Below are 19,024 nucleotides of genomic sequence, written 5' to 3' on the forward strand. Positions count from 1 at the left end.
ACCAACCAATGCAACGGGTAGCTTTAATTGAGCACATCGATGAAGCGCGGTAATCAAAGCAGCAAACTGTTCTGAGCAAACATATTGAAGCTCGTCAATGAACATTACGATAGCCGTTTCACCCGCTTTAGCTGCATGACCAACTTCTACCATTAATGCCGTCAGATCGGCTTCTAAATCACCATTATCGGCAAGCCCAGCCTCAGGTTCTTGGTCAAACCCAACTTCGATATCACCAAAACTAACTTTAAGCGACTTGGCAAACCCCGCAAGCGCTTTCAAGGCGCGCGTTGCCGCTTCTTTTGATTTATCAAGGTGACTAAGCTTGAGTAGCTCTAGCTGTAATTGAGGACTAAGAAGAGAGGGAAGAGAGCGATTCTCTGGCGCTCCAATATAAATAGTATGAACGCCCATTGCCTCAACATCCTGACGCATCTGTTCAAGCAAGACAGTTTTTCCAACGCCTCTCAAACCAACCACAAGCATGCTTTTCACAGGCTTAGCTCGCATCATTCTGGCAACGGTAATCTTCAAGTTGCTTCTAAGCTCATCCCTGCCTGCTAATTCATGAAGCTGAGTGCCCGCGCCCGGAGTATGAGGATTATCGGTTGGATCCATTTTCTCACCAACATAAGAGAGTTATTGACGTTATCAATAGATAGTAACTTCAATAACTCTCTTATGAAAAGAAATAGATCATATTTTGAACACCAAAAATAGGATAAACATCACGACCTGAGAAATCACCTTAAGCGTCCGGTAAACCCATCTTGAGCTTGGTGCGACAGGCGTCACAGGCAAGAGCATATGAAAGCCGACTAAGGAAAGTGATAGACGTTTTCTTACGGAATAATCGCTTCAGGCTAACGCTGAAACCAGGTCTTACTCGCGCTTTCTCTAGATCTAATCTATGATAATTCAACATGCATGACGTTATCTAACCAGAAGGGAGAGTTAAGCAGTTGGTATGTATCGCCGTGCTCTTTATTCTCGGATTGCCAATTTTGCTGAATTCATATGGGCATAGATACCGCCTAGGGTAGGTTTTCTGAGGATATATTAGTTGATCAATTCGCATCATATTGAAATTCCAGAAAAAATTTTTTCTGAATGGCAAGCCACTGTAGATATCATCGCAGAGATAGCAAACATTCCCTCTGCGCTGATTATGCGTTTACATACAAAGCACATAGAAGTTTTTACCTCTAGTAATAGTCTTGGTAATCCCTATGTTAAGAATGAACTGACTGATCTTCGCTCAGGTTTGTACTGCGAAAAAGTTATCCAAAGTAAGCAGCAGCTACTCATCCCCAATGCTCTGTTAGATCCTAACTGGGACAGTAATCCTGATATTAAGCGAGGGATGATTTCATACTTTGGTCTCCCCCTTTGTTGGCCTACCGGAGAACCTTTCGGCACTATATGTATGTTGGATAGCAATGAAAACAATTTTTCGCTTAGCCATCAAAAGTTGCTGTCGCAATTCCAAAAGAGTGTTGAAAATGACCTACAAAACTTATATCAGCAGCACGAACTAATCACGGACAACCAGTCTCTAGAAGAACGAGTGAAAGACAGGACCACTTCCTTAGAAAAAATTAATAAAAAACTCGCTGATGAAATTAAATACCGAAGAGGCATAGAAGAGGCTTTAAAAGAGAGGACGTTTTTCTTCAAAGAATCTCAGAAAGCAGCCTATATAGGCTCATACAAAAGTGATTTTGTTACTGATCGTTGGGAAACATCTGATGTTTGCGATCAGATTTTTGGCATAGACGGCAACTATAACAAATCAATTCAAGGATGGGGTGAGTTAGTTCATCCTGAAGACCGTGAGCATATGATTCAGTATGTTATCAACGAGGTTATAGGCCAGAATAAGCCGTTTAATAAAGAATATAGAATTATTCGGAAAGTGGATGGTGAGACCAGGTGGGTGTTGGGTATAGGAGAGACCATATCTAATGACGAGGGTACCTGTATTGGCCTAACAGGAACCATTCAGGACATAACTGAACGCAAACTAACTGAGTTAGCACTTGCGGCAGAGCGGTCCCTTTTGAATAATCTAATTGATACGTTGCCCGACTTGATTTGGCTCAAAAATGAAGAAGGTGTCTACCTTCGTTGTAATAGTCGGTTTGAACAATTTTTTGGTGTCAATAAAGCAGATATTATTGGCTGTACTGATTATGACCTTGTCAGTCAGGAGCTTGCGGACTTATTTAGACTACACGATCGTAATGCTATAAAAAATAACGAACTTAACGTCAATGAAGAAGAGCTATTTTGTGCCTCGGACGGGCATGGTGAGTTGTTTGAAACAAGCAAAACTCCTATGTACCACGAAAACGGAGATCTCATCGGTATATTAGGTATCAGTCACAATATATCTAAACGTAAAGAGGCCGAGGAGCAACAAAAACTTGCCTCCAGTGTATTTACAAATGCTAGTGAAGGCATCGCAATTACTGATACGACAGGGTCCATTATTGAAGTGAACAAAATGTTCACTTCAATCACCGGTTATAGCAGGGATGAAGCTATAGGTAAAAATCCTAGGTTCCTTCAGTCAGGTCAACAAAGCTCACAGTTCTATGAGTCCATGTGGTCATCACTATTGGAGCATAAGCATTGGAGTGGCGAACTCTGGAATCGACGTAAAAATGGTGGAATATATGCTGCAATGGTCACTATTAGTGCTATTTTTGATAGTAATAATGTGGTGCAGAGCTATGTTTCCCTCTTTACGGATATTACCTCTATAAAAGAGCATCAACAGCAACTCGAACGCATAGCGCATTATGACCCACTCACCAGTTTACCCAATAGGATTTTTCTAGCGGATCGTCTACGACAAGCAATGATCAAGTGTGAGAAAGATCATAAATTATTAGCCGTAGCCTATCTGGATCTAGATGGTTTTAAATTCATTAATGACATTCACGGGCATGAAACGGGGGATGAGTTATTAATTACTATTTCAAAACGGATGAGTGATGTTATACGTGGTGATGACATTTTAGCGCGTATTGGCGGCGATGAATTTATGGTGGTGCTAACTGGTTTAGAAAACTTAGATGATTGTGTGCATGTATTAGAGCGATTATTAAAGGCATCAAGCACTCCCTTTAGAATCGCGAATACCATTATTAAAACGTCAGCGAGCATTGGTGTCACCCTCTATCCGACAGATAGGTCGGATGCTGACCTTCTGATGCGTCATGCTGATCAAGCCATGTATCTAGCCAAACAACATGGTAAAAATCAATATCATCTGTTTGATATCGATAACGACTCAGCAATAAAAATTCGACATGAAAGCTTAGAGAACATTAAACAAGCGCTAGAACAAGATGAGTTTGTACTTTATTACCAACCTAAAGTGAACATGAATACAGGTAAAACGATCGGTGTAGAAGCCTTGATACGCTGGGAAAATCCCGAAAGAGGATTGCTTTTGCCGGGAGATTTTCTTCCCATTGTTGAGAATCAACAGGTTGGCATAGACATTGGTGAATGGGTCATTGAGACAGCCTTATCCCAAATGACTCATTGGCAATCTTTGGGACTAGAAATCCCTGTTAGCGTCAATGTAAGTGCCGCTCAACTCCAAGAAGAAACTTTTGTAAACAAGCTTTCAAACTCACTCGCTAAACACCCCTCGATCCCTCCTCATTATTTAGAATTAGAAATATTAGAGACCAGCGCCCTAACAGACATAGCTGAAATTTCTTCTAAAATGTACTCCTGCCTAGAAATAGGAGTGAGTTTCTCTTTAGACGATTTCGGGACAGGTTATTCCTCTTTGACTTACCTCAAACACTTACCAGCGCACCTACTGAAAATTGATCAGAGCTTTGTGAAGGGTATGCTAGATGATCCAGATGATCAGGCCATCGTTAAGGGCGTAATTGGTCTAGCTTCAGCTTTCCACCGACAAGTCATAGCGGAAGGAGTGGAAACCATTTCACATGGCTCCCATTTGCTCTCAATAGGCTGTGATTTAGCTCAAGGGTATGCTATTGCCCGGCCAATGCCTGCGGCAGAAGTGAAAACGTGGGTCGCACAATGGAAGCCTGATCCCGTCTGGGGAGTGAGAAGTAGTTCGAATCTTTGACTAACTTGCCGTGAAATTCTCATCTTTTAACTAGTATCGGCAGAGTAAATCGGTCTAGTTATAACAAAGAGTGAATTTCGAAAACTTACGGCGTGACGAATTGCTGCACATCTATGGCTTGACCCAAGAGTTAAGCAGCCCATATGCTGTATTTATATACAGCATATGGGTCGGTTATGCTTAAATTTATTCCGCTTAAGGCTCAGGCCGGAATCACTGGTTTTGAGTCGCCAGCCTGCTATCCACATCGAGTATTGGCGGTACGCGAGGTCTCAGTTTGAGACGCCGCGATCAGCTATCAACAAGAAATTATGCCGGCCATAGCGGCTTGATGCAGATACATAGACCCTCATTCCTTTGCTGAATGATGCCAGCTCAATCTTCTGCGTGATGCCCAATAGGTCACTCCACACGGGTTTTGTGCCGTTTGATATGAATGTATTTCCGATGATTAGGCCAAGAGATAGGGCCGATGTGTTCCTAGTCGCTATGATATTGAGATATTTTTTGAAATTATTTCTCAGGAGAACGATTTATTTATTCAAAAAAACTGTCAGAAATTGTTGTTTATAGTTGAGAAATATAAGGTTTTATTCACTGTTTTAACTACTTATTGATATATTTTAAAGAATATTAAATGGTGTGGTGACTATTATTATTTCTGTGTAATCAATTGTTTAGTCTTTTCGTTAATGCTTATTGGCAGTTTATGTTATAAATGTGACAGGTGTAATTAATAAAGCTTAAATTAATTATGTTCTAATTATACCAAAATAATGGATTTTTCATCAGTCTTTAAAGGTGTTTTTTTTGATGGTATAAGTTTCTTTTCGATAAGGAATGCCAATACGATGAGACAACCAGTTATATGTGATGAAATAATTCTTTCTCTGAATAAATGGAAAAAGAGTATTGCTGAAACACAAGTTTATGTTCCTTATTTGACTGTAAGAGATGTGAACAAAGTTGGTCGTCGTCATTGGATTTATTGTCCTCGGCAAAATCGAGAAGTACATTTGCTGTCTGATGGAGAATTGGGAGCTTATAAAATTTTATTATGGCAACCATCGACTATTAGTGTTGAAGAGCAGTTTGCGTTAGATGTTGATGAAACTTATGAAATTGCAGTGAGCGAGAACATACTTCATCCACGAGACTGGAAAAAATACCAAGCACATATCATGAGTACTGACTTCGTTGTAAAAATCCGTTTAGCTAATGGTAGCTATGAGCGCATAGCTTACACTTTCAAGTATTGGGATCAACTATATCGACTTGATGAAAATGGTAGGGTTATAAAAATTAACCCGAGAACTTGGCAGAAATTTAATATCGAAAGGATTTACTGGTTGAATAGAGGCGTTGTTTATCGTGTTATCACTGAACGTGATACGACTAAACCTAAGGTATGGAATATCAATTATTTTGAATTAGCTTATGATTTAATTGTAAGCAATGCTGAGTTGATTGATTTTGGTGGCGCATTCATAGAGTCGTGGAAAGAAGATCCATTTGCAGAACTTCAGGTTCATTTGAACTCTTCTGCAAAGCGTATAGGCGATACTTTTCAAAGAACTCAATCGTTGTTTCAATATACATGCTTACACCAAATGCTCCGCATTAATACCACACGCCATATCCGTTTATTTCGGCCAGTGGAGGTATTGTTTTGATTTATTCTGGATTGCAAGTTACCTCAGATAATGAGGAGCTAAATTATTTGGTTTGTCATGTCCAGCTTCACCGAAAACGTGTTGCTGTTATTGACCTGAATGTCGTGATGAATAATATCAATGCCTCTAAGCCTAAGGTCATGAGCTTTGAGCAAGTTATTAAAGACCAAGCTAAAGCTGGGGTGTGTAGTAAACAGTATGATTATCCCGCAGAACTTTCCTTTAGTGATACCGAGCTGAAACGTCAAAAACGTACTGCGTGGCTTAAAAAGCGTGATGTGAAGTACAGTAGAATAGAGCCTTTAACCTCTGAGCATTTTATTGAGCAATATCTGTATGGAGACGGCCTTGCCTCTGAAATACAGACATTAAAAATTGAAAATATTTTGAGTGACCCTGATAAGGCTTGGAAAACCCCTGGAGCATATTACAACGCGCTCAATCGATATATAGTATTCGGTTGTACTTCCAATGCGCTCTTACCTTTTAAGCTGAAGGCGTGTGGATCAAACTATCGTCATATCGAAAAACCAGGTGATGATAATGTGAAACGTGGGCGTGGTGGAGCAAATAATGATAAAAGTCGCTCTAAGAGTTGCGGCATAACGAATAGGCATAAAAAATTTTTGAGTGAAGTGGTTGCTTTTTGTAAGAATTATTATGATAAGTTTTCCTATTCAAAAGCAAAGGATATTTTTCGACTGAACTTTGAATGTCATCGGATTGAACGGGAAGTAGAAGGCAACGTAACGTATTCATATATACCTTATCCTGATCATGAATGTTTATCAGATGCACAGATTAACTATCATTTAAAAAAAATACTGAATAAAACTGAATACCTCAAATTAAAGTACGGAAATCTTGCTTATGAAAAAGACCATGCAGATCGTCAAGGTGATGCACATGATGGTGTTATTGGTGCTACTCATCGCTATGAGGTAGATGCCACTATTCTGGATGTTTATGTTCGCTACCCCTACGATACTTCTGGTCAATATACGATGGGTAGGCCCGTTTTGTATTTGGTGATTGATGTTTTTTCTACCATGATTGTTGGTATGTACTTAGGGTTTGATGGACCTAACTGGCAAGGGGCCTCTCAAGCATTGGTAAATGCTTGTATGGATAAGTCTGAGTATTGTGCTCGATATGGTTTATCTCCAGAAGAAATCAACTGGCCTGCGGCACATATACCGGTCCAAATAACTGTGGATAACGGTACTGAGCATACGAATGGTGTGATTCGTTCTGTTTTAAGGCAAGAGATTGGAATCAGAGCTTATAACTTTACGGCTGCATTTCGGGGAGACGCTAAAGGTATTGTTGAAAGAGCGTTTGGTGTCTTAAATGACGAAGTCATTCATTTTCTTCCTGGTTCGATTATGAAAGCCCCTGACAGAGGGGAACAGCATCAGTCAAACCAAGCAGAGTATGACAGTGATGCTTTGATAAAGCGTATTATTTTAGAGATTCAGTTCCATAACAACTCTGCTGACCGTATCAGCCGGATGAATATAAATGCCTTTCGCGCGAATATTTCTATTACCCCTCAAGCCTTATTTTTACATTCGATAGATCAAGAAATGAATGGTGGCCGTCCTTCAAAATATGTTGATCCCGGCCGGATTAGATGGGCTTTTTTGCCGGAAGAAACAGCAAGCGTTCGTGCAAATGGAATTTATTTTAAAGGGCTAATTTATCACAGCGATTATGCTAAAAAAGCCGGCTGGTATACCAAAGCTAAACATCATGGGGCATTCAAAATAGCTATTAAACGATCACGAGATTGGAGTTCTGAACTTTGGCATAAAACACCTGAAGGCGAATATATCTGTCTTCATCTAAAAAATACCAATAACGAAAGCCTTTTTCTTGATCAGCATTGGGAGCCGTTACTTCACGTTTTAGAGCAATTTAAAGACAAACAGCACAGTAATACTCTGAATAGGAAAAAATTACTGGCTCACAAGCAGAGGCTAATTGACCAAATCGAAGAACATAATAAAGCCGCAATAGCGGGTGCGCCGGAAAACACTCGAAAATCTATACAGCCCGGTATTAAAGGCCGCCAAAACACGATAAGAGCAATACAAAAATTAGTTCATGCTATAGAGATGCATGATCAAATGATGCAAGAGTCCACTCCTGAGCCGCCTCATCGACGTCAGTTGGATGATCTTGATAATGAGATGAACCTGTAGGAGTCAGTATGTTTATGATCGAAGCCGAATATAGACAGCATTTAGATGAAAACCTTAACAATAATCCGCTAACTGAAGCCCTTCGGGTGGAGTTACAGAAGAATGACTTCATTCGAAAAATAACAATAAATTCGAATATTCAGTCGAATTTTTGGTCTCTACCAATGATTTACCAAACAACCCAACTGCGTCAGTTGACGGATGTTCATATTCCTTTGCCTCAAACATGGAATATGTATAACAAGTTCATAGGTCTGATTCTTTATTCTTATTCGCAGCGAAATCCCTTTTCCCGAGATACGATGCTGCTAAGAACAGAGATCGCGGATCGTTTACGTAACGGCACTTTTGAGCGTGGTATACCTGTGGGGTTAACAACGGCACCTTCGGTACTTGTTTCTGGCGACTCTGGCACAGGTAAAACCACAACAATAAGAACAGTGTTGAGGCAAATCCCTCAGGTCATTCAACATACATCATACAAGGGTAAGCATTTTGTCACTAAGCAGCTAACCTGGATAAGCTTTGATCTTCCACCGAATGGAGCACCAAAGGCAATGGCAGCTAATTTTTTTAGAGCGGTAGATATGGCCTTAGGTACTTCCTACGCAACAGAATGGGATGCACGACAGAAAGAAAGTGTAGACAAGCATCTATCAGGAATGCAACAGGTTGCAGTCGAACATAATCTTGGCATGGCGCATGTCGATGAGCTCCAATTTATGCTGGCTTATATTAAAAGCCCTAACTCACCTTCTCTACAAATACTTGAAAGCCTGTTCAATAAAATTGGTGTACCTATTGTACAGAGTTGTACCGCTGAAGGCGTGGCCTTGTTTGATACGTTAGTCATTGGTGATCACCGAATTGGCGCGGATATGACAACGGTTCGGCGAATGTTGAATGATCGCGCCTTTAAATTTTTGAATCATGATATTGAATCTGATTATTTCATACAATTATTCGATACTCTTTTCCCAGAAGGGCTAATCAATGCGGGTAGAGGCAGTGATAGAGTTACATTTCGGAATAAATTTCATGAATTGAGCTGTGGGTTGCCTGCAATAATGATTCGTTTGGCACTGTTGCATCATGAGACATTGGTCAACTTACTTAGCAAGCCTGAAATACAAAGTAAAAATTACCATACCTATGATGTCGCCTTGTTAGTTCGAGTGTATAAAAATCAGTTTAGTCTGATTGATCCTGCCTTAGTACAATACCGCCGTGGGAATAAGCAGGCCTATGAAAGCACGATTAGAGCCGAAACTAACAATACAAAATATAGCAACGGCGAAGCTAAAGATCAGAGGAGAGAGGTCGCCGATATAGCCCCGAAAGTGATTAAATCAATCGACTCACCAAATCCAATGCTTAGCGTAAGTGACAGACCAATGGTCGGTGATTTTTTACAAGGGTTTGGAGATGATGTGGATGGTTAGTTGCTACTTATCTGCGCCTTTACCCAATGAACATTTATTGAGCATGTTGGCTCGTGGCTTTGATTTATCCGGTAGAAATGATTTTTTACACACGGTACGCGTCATATCTCCGAATGTCGGAAATATGAATCCAGCACTGTTATGGCGGCCTGTTTATTGGACTATAGCAAGTCACTACATTGATACTGTTGGCTGGGACGCATTACTACAGAATCATACCTTGGTACCTTATTATTTACCGTTTTTGAACAGCTCACTAAGGGCAGTGTTAATTGCGGGTAGCTCAGAGCTAGCAGACATTAAAATTCATCCAATGCAGCAAAACCATATTCGTCATGCACAACACTGGCGTTGGTGTATTGATTGTTCTCAGTCTGACTTTGAGCAGTTTGGTACAACCTATTGGCATGTTAATCATCAAATACCTTCAATGTTGATCTGTGACCGTCACAGAACACCATTAGTCAGTCAATGTGACTATTGTGGTTTCGTTTATAAAAATTTGAAACGGCACTGGCTACCGCCTAAGGATGGTCATTGCCTAGAATGTAAACGTTTAACTGTCCCCCAAACCCAAAGAACCGTAGCTATTTATGATTACTTGGGTGAGATTAGCCTTGGGTTACAGGCTGGTGAATTACAAATCGTAGATGATTCGTTACGGCATTCGATGAGGCAAAGAATTGGTTTTGATTCATTACCAAAAAAATCAACGCTCGCCATGAGAAAAGCAAACTCTAAATTACAACAAAAGTTTAATGAATGGCTTCCTGATGACCTTTTAGAAACCTACTTTTTAAAAAATCGTGAGCATGCGTTAAAGCCATCTAATCCGCTGCTAAAGCTAACGTCAGCGGCATACCGTCAGAGGAGTTACCCACCGCTTTGTGCACTGCTTATGCTGATCTTTTTAGAGTTAGACCAGGAGTTATTAGGTGATTTTTTTTGTGAGGGTATGAAAGGCTCGATAGCATAATGCTGGCGTTTTGCCCTAGGATTTATGAAGGCGAAACGCTATATAGTTGGTTAGCACGGTGGGGACTACGTTCAGGTATGCCATCGAACCGTGTAGCTCTGAAATATCTAATCGGTTTTGAAAATGTGCAGTTAACATCGTCATTACCTAGTTATGCTATGCCATTAGCGGAGGTGGCTAAACTTCAGGTTCATAAGCTGGTACACAATCACACAGTCATCGATTATTTCCAGCCTTTTTCTGATGCGGATGTCTTTAGGGCGGTAGTAGAGGACATGGTGAAAGGGGATACTCAGAGTGTACATACTCGGTTATCAATTGTTGCCAGCAGAGTGACTGACCCGCCAGAATTAAGATATTGTGTTATTTGTGCCGCTAATGATTATATGAAACATGGGGTGACTTTATGGCACCTAGAGCATCAGCTACCGGGAGTAACCGCTTGCGCGTGTCATGGTGTGTTGCTGATAGGTGTAGCTAAGGCTCGATATCAATTATTTCTTCCGCCCGAATTTGAATTAACTCCGAGTCCTTTTATCGCTTCGCCTGCGGCTGTTAGATTAGCGCGCTTGAGTTCAGAATTATTTCGCCTTAAAGAGCATATTCCTAGCAATGCCCGATTGGTTTTCGCTTATCAAGTACGGTTGGTTGAGAAGGGCTATGCTTCGATAAATCTTACTGTACGGCAAGAGTCTTGGCGAAAAGAGTTAGAGCAATTTTGGTCTTCGATACTTGATGATCCTTCAATAAAATCGATATTTAGTTTAAGTAAACGAGTTCAATTCCCTGCATGCATGGTTCGAAGACAGGTGACACAGCATCACCCTTTGAAACATTTACTAATGATCGGTGCGCTATTTGAAACGGTATCGGACTTTATAGATTATTGTCAGTGCGCAGACAGTGTCCTCGATAATCTCGCCATCCGTCACGCAGATGGCTTACCGAAACCTCGTGAGTTTAAGCATTGGAAAGAATCGTTAGAGTTACTACGAAACGGTAGTAGTCTTCGCCAAGTAGCTGTAAAAATGGGGTGTAGCGTACAGTTATTGAAATCACTGGCTCTTAGGAATGGTATAGATGTTAACAGACGAACACAGAAGCTGTTCGCTACTGAGAGACGGGCTATTTGGCGAAAACTGGTTGTTGGCATGTCGGCTGAGGCGATTGCTGAAGACGTTGGTTGTTCAGCAGGAGCGGTTCATCATGAGCTTCGCAGTTATAAAGAGTTAAAGGACTTACGCCGTAAGATACGTTTTTACAGTAAACGAAGTGAGCATCGAGGAAAGCTTAAAAAGGTCATGAGGCGTTTAGCTTTACCATCTAGAGGACAGGTACAATCGAAAGCCAGAGTAAGCTACACATGGTTGTTTAAGCATGATAAGCAATGGCTTTACCAACAACTACCTAAAGCGTTAAAAGGTGGTCGTTGAAGGCCAGCTATGCAGATGGGGTTGAGGATAAGTTGCTGGGTAGTAAAGTCACATTCTTGAACGCTGAAGGTATAAAACAGGGGGATGTTGAAATACTTATTTATTGATCCAGTGAGAGTTTACATCTGACATGGTTTTTCATGATTTCAGATGTTCGTAAGCTCAGCATAGAGCAGCAAGAGCATACTCCGGCAGCAAGCCATTGCATTTGTAAGAAGGGTAAAATCTTTCAAAAGATTTGGAATTTTGCCCAACGTCCCTTTCGTCGCTGGTACAAACGAACAGTTAAGGGCTCTCTGGAAGTATATTTATTGTCAGCCTATTGCCAGAACTCAATTCTGGCGAGTATCTAAATTAAACATGCTGCACAGTGATGGAGCGATTCTGAGTGCGAGTTGGTGAAGCGGAAGCTTAATCATGTATGTTGACGCTTCAAAGAAGACCTGCGTGGGCTAAAAGTGACCTAACTTGCAGCATTTAAAATATGCAGTTTAGTCGACCTGTGTCCCCCGTTCATCACTTTAACTGGATTCCATAGGAATGATGTCAGTGCAAACCCAGAAGATCACAGCATCTTCTTCAGAGCCTTTTAAACACACATGACCCATATTGCTGTCGATATAAGCACAGTCTCCCTGTCTGAGGGTAACAGGGCTATAGAACTCCGTATGAAGAATCACTTCTCCTGAAACGACAAAAAGTACCTCTTCACCATCGTGTGAAGACATTCCATTTTGACGGTCGCTAGAAAGGGGGATGTCTTTTATTTCACGAGCGTGTACAACCGCCAGCATAGGGGTCATTTTTTTATTATTGAGTTCAGTGCAGAGTAGCTGGTAATCGTGGGACCCGATTGAATGAAAAACTCCTTCACCTGCACGTGTTATTGCGCGCCGAGTTTTTGGTGCGCTATCTGAGGTTTGTTGAATTAACTCAATCAAGTCGACATTGAGGCCTTTTGAAAGCCGCAGTAAGGTCGCATAACTAGGGGATATTGTGCCACGCTCAATCTTGGATACGGTTGATGCTCCTAGTCCGCAGCGTTTCTCTACTTCATTGAGCGTCAACCCAAGTGATTGCCGGACAGATTTAATGCGATGAGCTAGATGCATCATGTCAAGATCTTGTTTCATATATAAACCATTGATAAATAGTGTTTACTTTGGCTCAAGTTAGGTGAGCCAGAGGATATTATGTCAAAAAAACTACTCAGGTGCACATAAGATATTATTTAAACGCTTGAAATAAATATTCTCCTATTATATAAATATGTCAAATAAGACATTTTAGAGCTATAAAGCATGAAAATAAGTTCATTTGACATCTTCTTGCTACAAGTGCCGCTCGGTGGGCAGATTTACAACCCTCGTGTACGCTGGCATAGAAAACAATCTGTTTTATTGCGATTGACTGATAAAGAAGGTCAAGTTGGATGGGGCGAATGCTGGTGCTTCGATGAATCAGCCGACACATTGATTCGTTTCCTGCAAACAGAGATTAAACCATCTGTTCTTGGACGGACCATCGACAGTGTTTCTTCACTTTGGTCTGAAGTTTGGGCAAACACATCCCTTAATGGCCGACACGGATTAACAGCAGCAAGCCTTTCTGGTGTTGATATTGCACTATATGATCTTCTATCCAAGGCCAGAGGCGTTTCTTTGGGTAGTGCGATCGAAGAGGGCCCCATCAGAAACGATGTCCCTGTCTATGGCAGCGGTGGACTTTATCGGATTAATGATTCACTTGATCGTTTAGCCGCAGAAATGTCTGGAATGGTTGAGCAGGGGCATAATCGAGTAAAAATGAAATTTGGTGCTTTGCCATTTATACAGGATGTTGAACGGTTACGTACTGTGAGGCAAGCCATTGGACCTAAGACAAAACTTATCGCAGACGCGGTGTATAGCTTGGATTCTACCAAAGCGCGCGACTGGCTACCCATTTGGGAGGAGGTGGGGGTCGAAGCTATACAAGCTCCCTTTCCTGTACAAGATTGGGCTTCGATGACTTGGCTCAATCGTGACTGTGGTATTCCGGTAATGGTATTTGAAACCGAATCCCGTATAGAAATATTTCGTGCTTTACTTCAACAGGAAGCAATTGGTGTTCTACAGTTCTCGCCTATCGCCGCTGGGGGTATTACTGCGGCTAAAAAGTTAATCAAACTTGGACAAGAGTTTGGTGTGCCAGTGTCGTTACAGTGTTCATCTACTTGGTTAGCCGAGGCTGTCGCGCTAGAACTAGCAAGAGGACACGAATACGTCGCTCATGTAGAACTACATACATTGCACCAAGGGTTGTTTGAATGTGTTTCTGAGAAAGAACGTAGTCCAGTGAAAGGTTCTCTGAAGTTACATGACCGAACCGGATTGGGCTTTGTACCATCAATATCTGCCTTAACTGAGGTAAATAACCACCTACCTGATCTAACAGCAGGTTTTTTCGTGCAAAACCAGTAAGTCGCGTCAGTCATTACGAATTATGCATACAATAACTACAATTGGGTAAATTTCTTATGAAAATTATAACAACTATTTTTGGTTTAACATTTGCTGCAATCAGCGCCGGACCTGTCTTAGCAGAAGACTGGCCCAACCGGCCTATCAGTGTCATTGTGCCTTTCAAGGCAGGTGGTTCCACTGATTTGGTTGCGCGAAGCTATGCTTCGGCAATTGATGAAAATAAATTACTTGATCAACCTATGTCAGTCATCAATGTTAGCGGTCACTCTTCTGTAGGGGCCCGTCGTGTCATGGATGCAGAGCCTGATGGCTATGAGTTTTTGCTACACGAGACAGGGATTATTGGTGCGCAAGCCGCTGGGATTATTGATTTTGGTTATAAAGATTATAAACCTATCGCGTTAACCGGTTTGAACTGCATGGCGATTTTAGTGCGCAAGGACTCAGGTTATAACAACCTTAATGATCTGCTCGCCGACGCAGCTGAGAACACTAACACCATCAAATTTGGCGTTAACATCGGTGGTCTTAATCACATGTCTGGCATTCTATTGGAGAATAATTCAAATGCTAAGTTCCGCTTTGCACAAGTAGGAGGGTCTGCCGACAATTTCGCTGCACTTACTGGTGATCAGACTGAAGTTGCTTCTGTTGGGGCATCAGGTGCGCGCAACTTTACTATGACTAAGGATGGAAAATTATCAGATGCGAGTCAGGTTAAAGCGATCGCACTTCTAGCTGATAAGGCTGACTCACGTCTCCCCAACGTACCAACCGCTAAAGAACAGGGAGTGGATGTATCCTTTTGCTTTGGTAATTACTGGTTTGCACCTAAAGATACCCCTGATGCAGTCGTATCTTCCTTTGCTAGTGCGTTAGAAACAGCAAGTAAGTCTGAGCGTATTCAAACTTTCTATAACGACACACTAATATCACCGGTATTTCTAAGTGGTGCAGCGTTTTCGACTTATCTCGATGAACAGGCTGAACTGATAGGCCCGATTGCGAAACAAGCAACCGCAAAGTAGATAAGAATCCCGGGGAATCTTTCTTCGATTCCCCGTGCTTCTCCAGATTCCATAATGGAGAGTGAGTCATGGTTAAAATTGAGAACGCTGTCACTTTGCTGATGATTTCATTAGGGATTGTTGGCTATATAGAAACTCAAAAAATCACGGGGTTTGCGTTCGATTCATTAGGGTCAAAGGCAATTCCTGAAGGTGTATCGATTCTATTAATTTTGATAGGTCTACTTGTATTATCGTCCAACATTTATCAGCTTTGGAAGGGAAAAACAGACGAAACGTTACCGGCTTCGAGTGAGAAAGCACTAGAGGCTAATGAACCGGTTGAGCTTTCAGGTTTTGCCCGTCCACTAGCCATAGTGATTCTAGTCATACTTTACATTAGTGCCGTTTTTGTACTTCGTTGGCCGGTTTCGGTGATGACAATGGCCTTTGTCGTCATGTCTGCGACTTTACTTCCTATGCCAAATCGCAAACAAGGAACAATCTACGCGTTAATTGCTGGGTTAGTTGTGGGTGTCGGTATTGAGTTGATCTTCACTCAATTCTTCTTCGTTGATCTTCCAACGCTATGGTGATTTTATGATTGATGGTCTTTTTTCTGCATTCTTGTTTGCTCTACATCCGATGCCATTAGCTTTAATGGTAATCGGGGTGTCCGCGGGTGTTTTTGTAGGCGCTATTCCCGGTTTGACCGGCACAATGCTCATCGCGCTGTGTTTACCACTTACTTTTTTCATGTCGCCTGAAATGGCAATTGTTCTACTTATTGCTATCTACATTGGTGCGATAAGCGGTGGTCTGATCACCGCAACTTTATTGAAAATGCCAGGAACTGAAGCGGCAATCATGACGACGCTTGATGGTTATCCAATGGCTAAAGCCGGGCAGCCGGGGCGTGCGCTTGGTTTAGGGATAGGTTCATCCTTTGTTGGCGGCCTGATTTCTTGGATGGCGCTGGTAGCACTTACCAAGCCACTTTCAATTTGGGCGACAAAGTTCACTGCATTTAACTATTTTGCATTGATAATAATGGCCCTTGTGTTGATCGCGGTCATTACCGAAGGTTCGTTCATAAAAGGAATCGCTGGAGCATTAGTAGGTGCGCTCCTTTCAATCCCTGGAATTGATCCATCATCAGGTACACCAAGGCTAACCTTCGGCTTAGTAGAGTTAAACGGAGGAATTGATCCTATACCAATGTTTATAGGCCTGTTCGCTTTGGGCACGGTATTAAGTGACCTTATTGCTAGAGGGAAGAAAGAAAGCTCAGGTATTGAAGCTACTCATAAGGGAATAATAATGGGTGTGCGTGACTATTCACGCCATGGATTGAATTTACTTCGCTCATCAGTGATCGGTACTTGGATCGGTCTTCTACCGGGTGTCGGCGCAGTAATAGGTTCTATGGTTGCCTATTCCTCTGCAAAAGCTGTGTCCAAAACACCAGAACGCTTTGGAACAGGATGCGAAGAAGGGATAGTCGCATCCGAGTCGGCTAACAACGCGACGATTGGCGGCGCTATGATCCCTCTTATTGCATTAGGATTGCCTGGAAGTCTTAACAATGTCCTTCTATTGGCGGCACTACTTATTCACTCAGTTCAACCAGGCCCATTACTATTCGTCAATAATCCCCAGATTGTTTATACACTTATGGCGGCATTTCTGCTGTCCAATATCCTGATGTATCTGATAATGATTATGAGTGTTCGCTGGGTATCTAAGATCAGTCAAATACCGCAGTTTTTACTGTTCCCCTTAATTATTGTTTTTTGCTTAATTGGCGGATTTGCTTACGGCAACTCTGTGACTGATGTTTGGGTGCTACTTGGATTTGCACTACTCGGTTTTCTCATGGATTTGGGAGGGTTCCCAAAAGGACCTATGGCAATCAGCTTTATTCTGGCCCCCATGGCTGAACAAAAGCTACGTTCGGGGCTGCAATTATCAGGGGGAGAGTGGTCAAACCTTTGGACTGAACCTCTAACATTAATTATGTTGCTTATCGCTTTAGCTATGTTGGTGTTTCCACTTATTGGTCCTCATTTACCGCGAATGGCTCATCGATTAGGACTTCGTACTAGTGATTCGACCGAGGAATAAAGGCGTTTTATAAAATGTCCATCTAGTAGAAATAGACTATAAATAAAAATAATTTTTAACCGGTGCCGTCGGTTTAATACACTTATATGACTGGCGGTATCATCGGGATATCAATTGTTTTTATTTTTTATGAGACATAGCGGTTTGGCTAATATATTTGAAAATACGCTAAAAGGCATTGTGCACTGCGATTAGCTCGTTAGCCTTTTTGTTACGACAAGTCCTTCCGGTATGAATATATTTGATTAATAAAGACAGGTATAAGAATAAAATGGATCTTAAAAACAAAGAATTGCAGGTATTAGATCAAAAACGAACCAGAGAGGTTCTTAACATTTTTGATCTTATGAACGAAATAAAAAAGGCGGCTATTGAGTACAGTGAAGGTGCCATATTAAGTCCCGAGCGAATGGTCGTTCCTCGCAACGGTGAAGGTGTAATGCTGAGCATGCCTGCTGTAGCAGATGATATTTCAGTGCATAAATTAGTTAACGTCGAGCCTTCTAATCATGAAAAGAAGCTACCGACCATTTTCGGATTAGTGACCGTTTTTGATTCTGTAACCGGCCAGCCTTTATGTGTACTCGATGGTCCAGAGGTCACAGGGTGTCGTACGGCTGCGGTTTCGATGCTTGGCATTGATACTTTTTTAGATTCGAGCCCTTCACGCATATTAATCATTGGTTGTGGCACTCAGGCGATCTACCATGTTCGAGCGATAAGACAGGTTTACCCTAATGCAGAAATTTTCATCAGAGGAATTGACTTAGAAGGTGCTACTTCTTTCTGTAATGAATTTTATGAAGAAGGCTCTAGCCTTAAACCTTGTGAACCAACAGATATTCCTGAGGGAACGGATGTGGTTATTTTGCTCACGACCAGTCGCACACCCATTTACTACGAAACTGGCCAATTGGGGCGGCTGATCATCGGTGTTGGGGCCTTTAAGCCGGATATGGCAGAAATAAGTGCTCATACACTATCAACTAGTGCTGTTTATGTTGATGATTTCGAGGGGGCTAAGCATGAGGCTGGTGATTTAATACAGGCTAATACTGATTGGGGGCAAGTACATAATTTAGCAGAAGCCATCAACAAAAAACCTATCTCAGATAGACCTATTGTCTTTAAAACAGTCGGTACTGGTGCATGGGATTTAGCCGCAGGACGAGTTGCGGTAAAAAATATTTAGGCTTTTAAGGCACTAAGAGCAGAGCTTTCCTTTATTGGAGTACTAGACGAATTCAGGCGACTATTGGGCCGGCTGATACAGGTAACTATGCAGTAAAACTCGTATATGAAAAGATTAAACGTACGTAAGCTAACACCTGTAATCTAACGGTATTACAACTTGGCTATCTGCTCGCATCACGAATGTATTAACAACTCACCGTTGATCATGAGCTAAGTGCTTAAGAGTAAAGTTGTTAGTCACAAAGTTCATTAAGAAAGAAAGGTTGCTAAATGAGCTAGTCTATAGGCCTGCTCACAATCTTAATTAAAAGTAAGCGTAGACTGCTCACACCCTAGATCGCTTCGGTTACCTGAGAGTCATTGAGATTGATATTCCAAGGCAGCAG

13 protein-coding genes are annotated in these 19,024 nt (G+C 41.6%); 11 read left to right on the forward strand and 2 right to left on the reverse strand.

The features are described from left to right. Window positions 1-618, reverse strand: a 618-nt coding sequence (locus tag ACN0T0_RS19660) for an ATP-binding protein (RefSeq protein ID WP_417228438.1), incomplete at its 3' end; no start/stop codon positions are given. Between the two features lie 445 nt (window positions 619-1,063). On the opposite strand from ACN0T0_RS19660, the gene ACN0T0_RS19665 reads away from it, so the two are divergent. The 6 genes from ACN0T0_RS19665 (at window position 1,064) to ACN0T0_RS19690 (ending at window position 11,848) form a co-directional block, all read left to right on the forward strand. After that, window positions 1,064-4,120, forward strand: coding sequence for an EAL domain-containing protein (locus ACN0T0_RS19665; protein ID WP_417228440.1), 3,057 nt, complete (start codon window positions 1,064-1,066; stop codon window positions 4,118-4,120). A gap of 851 nt (window positions 4,121-4,971) precedes the next feature. Further along, on the forward strand, window positions 4,972-5,793 hold the full coding sequence (locus ACN0T0_RS19670) for a TnsA endonuclease N-terminal domain-containing protein (protein ID WP_417228442.1): 822 nt from the start codon (window positions 4,972-4,974) through the stop codon (window positions 5,791-5,793). After that, entirely contained in the window at window positions 5,790-7,997 is a 2,208-nt protein-coding gene (locus ACN0T0_RS19675) for a hypothetical protein (protein WP_417228444.1), read from the forward strand. The genes ACN0T0_RS19670 and ACN0T0_RS19675 overlap by 4 nt, the downstream gene beginning before the upstream one ends. 8 nt (window positions 7,998-8,005) lie before the next feature. Further along, window positions 8,006-9,439, forward strand: a complete 1,434-nt coding sequence (locus ACN0T0_RS19680) for an AAA family ATPase (protein WP_417228446.1) — start codon at window positions 8,006-8,008, stop codon at window positions 9,437-9,439. Continuing rightward, window positions 9,423-10,415 carry a TniQ family protein gene (locus ACN0T0_RS19685; protein WP_417228448.1) on the forward strand — a complete coding sequence of 331 codons (993 nt, stop codon included), beginning with the start codon at window positions 9,423-9,425 and terminating at the stop codon, window positions 10,413-10,415. The genes ACN0T0_RS19680 and ACN0T0_RS19685 overlap by 17 nt, the downstream gene beginning before the upstream one ends. Beyond that, window positions 10,415-11,848 (forward strand): TnsD family Tn7-like transposition protein, encoded by a 1,434-nt coding sequence (locus tag ACN0T0_RS19690; protein WP_417228452.1) that lies wholly within the window; start codon window positions 10,415-10,417, stop codon window positions 11,846-11,848. The genes ACN0T0_RS19685 and ACN0T0_RS19690 overlap by 1 nt, the downstream gene beginning before the upstream one ends. A gap of 521 nt (window positions 11,849-12,369) precedes the next feature. Here ACN0T0_RS19690 and ACN0T0_RS19695 read toward each other — a convergent pair. Further along, window positions 12,370-12,981, reverse strand: a complete 612-nt coding sequence (locus ACN0T0_RS19695; protein ID WP_417228454.1) for a helix-turn-helix domain-containing protein — start codon at window positions 12,979-12,981, stop codon at window positions 12,370-12,372. Window positions 12,982-13,149: 168 nt separating this feature from the next. Here ACN0T0_RS19695 and ACN0T0_RS19700 point away from each other — a divergent pair, with 168 nt between their 5' ends. The 5 genes from ACN0T0_RS19700 (at window position 13,150) to lhpI (ending at window position 18,636) form a co-directional block, all read left to right on the forward strand. After that, window positions 13,150-14,310 carry a mandelate racemase/muconate lactonizing enzyme family protein gene (locus ACN0T0_RS19700; RefSeq protein ID WP_417228456.1) on the forward strand — a complete coding sequence of 387 codons (1,161 nt, stop codon included), beginning with the start codon at window positions 13,150-13,152 and terminating at the stop codon, window positions 14,308-14,310. Between the two features lie 56 nt (window positions 14,311-14,366). Then, window positions 14,367-15,341 (forward strand): tripartite tricarboxylate transporter substrate binding protein, encoded by a 975-nt coding sequence (locus ACN0T0_RS19705; RefSeq protein ID WP_417228458.1) that lies wholly within the window; start codon window positions 14,367-14,369, stop codon window positions 15,339-15,341. A gap of 68 nt (window positions 15,342-15,409) precedes the next feature. After that, window positions 15,410-15,916 carry a tripartite tricarboxylate transporter TctB family protein gene (locus ACN0T0_RS19710; RefSeq protein WP_417228460.1) on the forward strand — a complete coding sequence of 169 codons (507 nt, stop codon included), beginning with the start codon at window positions 15,410-15,412 and terminating at the stop codon, window positions 15,914-15,916. A 4-nt stretch (window positions 15,917-15,920) separates the two neighbouring features. Continuing rightward, window positions 15,921-17,444 (forward strand): tripartite tricarboxylate transporter permease, encoded by a 1,524-nt coding sequence (locus tag ACN0T0_RS19715; RefSeq protein ID WP_417228462.1) that lies wholly within the window; start codon window positions 15,921-15,923, stop codon window positions 17,442-17,444. Window positions 17,445-17,685: 241 nt separating this feature from the next. Continuing rightward, a complete protein-coding gene (gene lhpI, locus ACN0T0_RS19720; RefSeq protein ID WP_417228464.1) occupies window positions 17,686-18,636 on the forward strand; it encodes a bifunctional Delta(1)-pyrroline-2-carboxylate/Delta(1)-piperideine-2-carboxylate reductase in 951 nt (316 codons plus the stop codon). Window positions 18,637-19,024 lie beyond the last annotated feature (388 nt).

This window comes from Amphritea sp. (assembly GCF_048266285.1).
Classification (GTDB): Bacteria; Pseudomonadota; Gammaproteobacteria; order Pseudomonadales; family Balneatricaceae; genus Amphritea.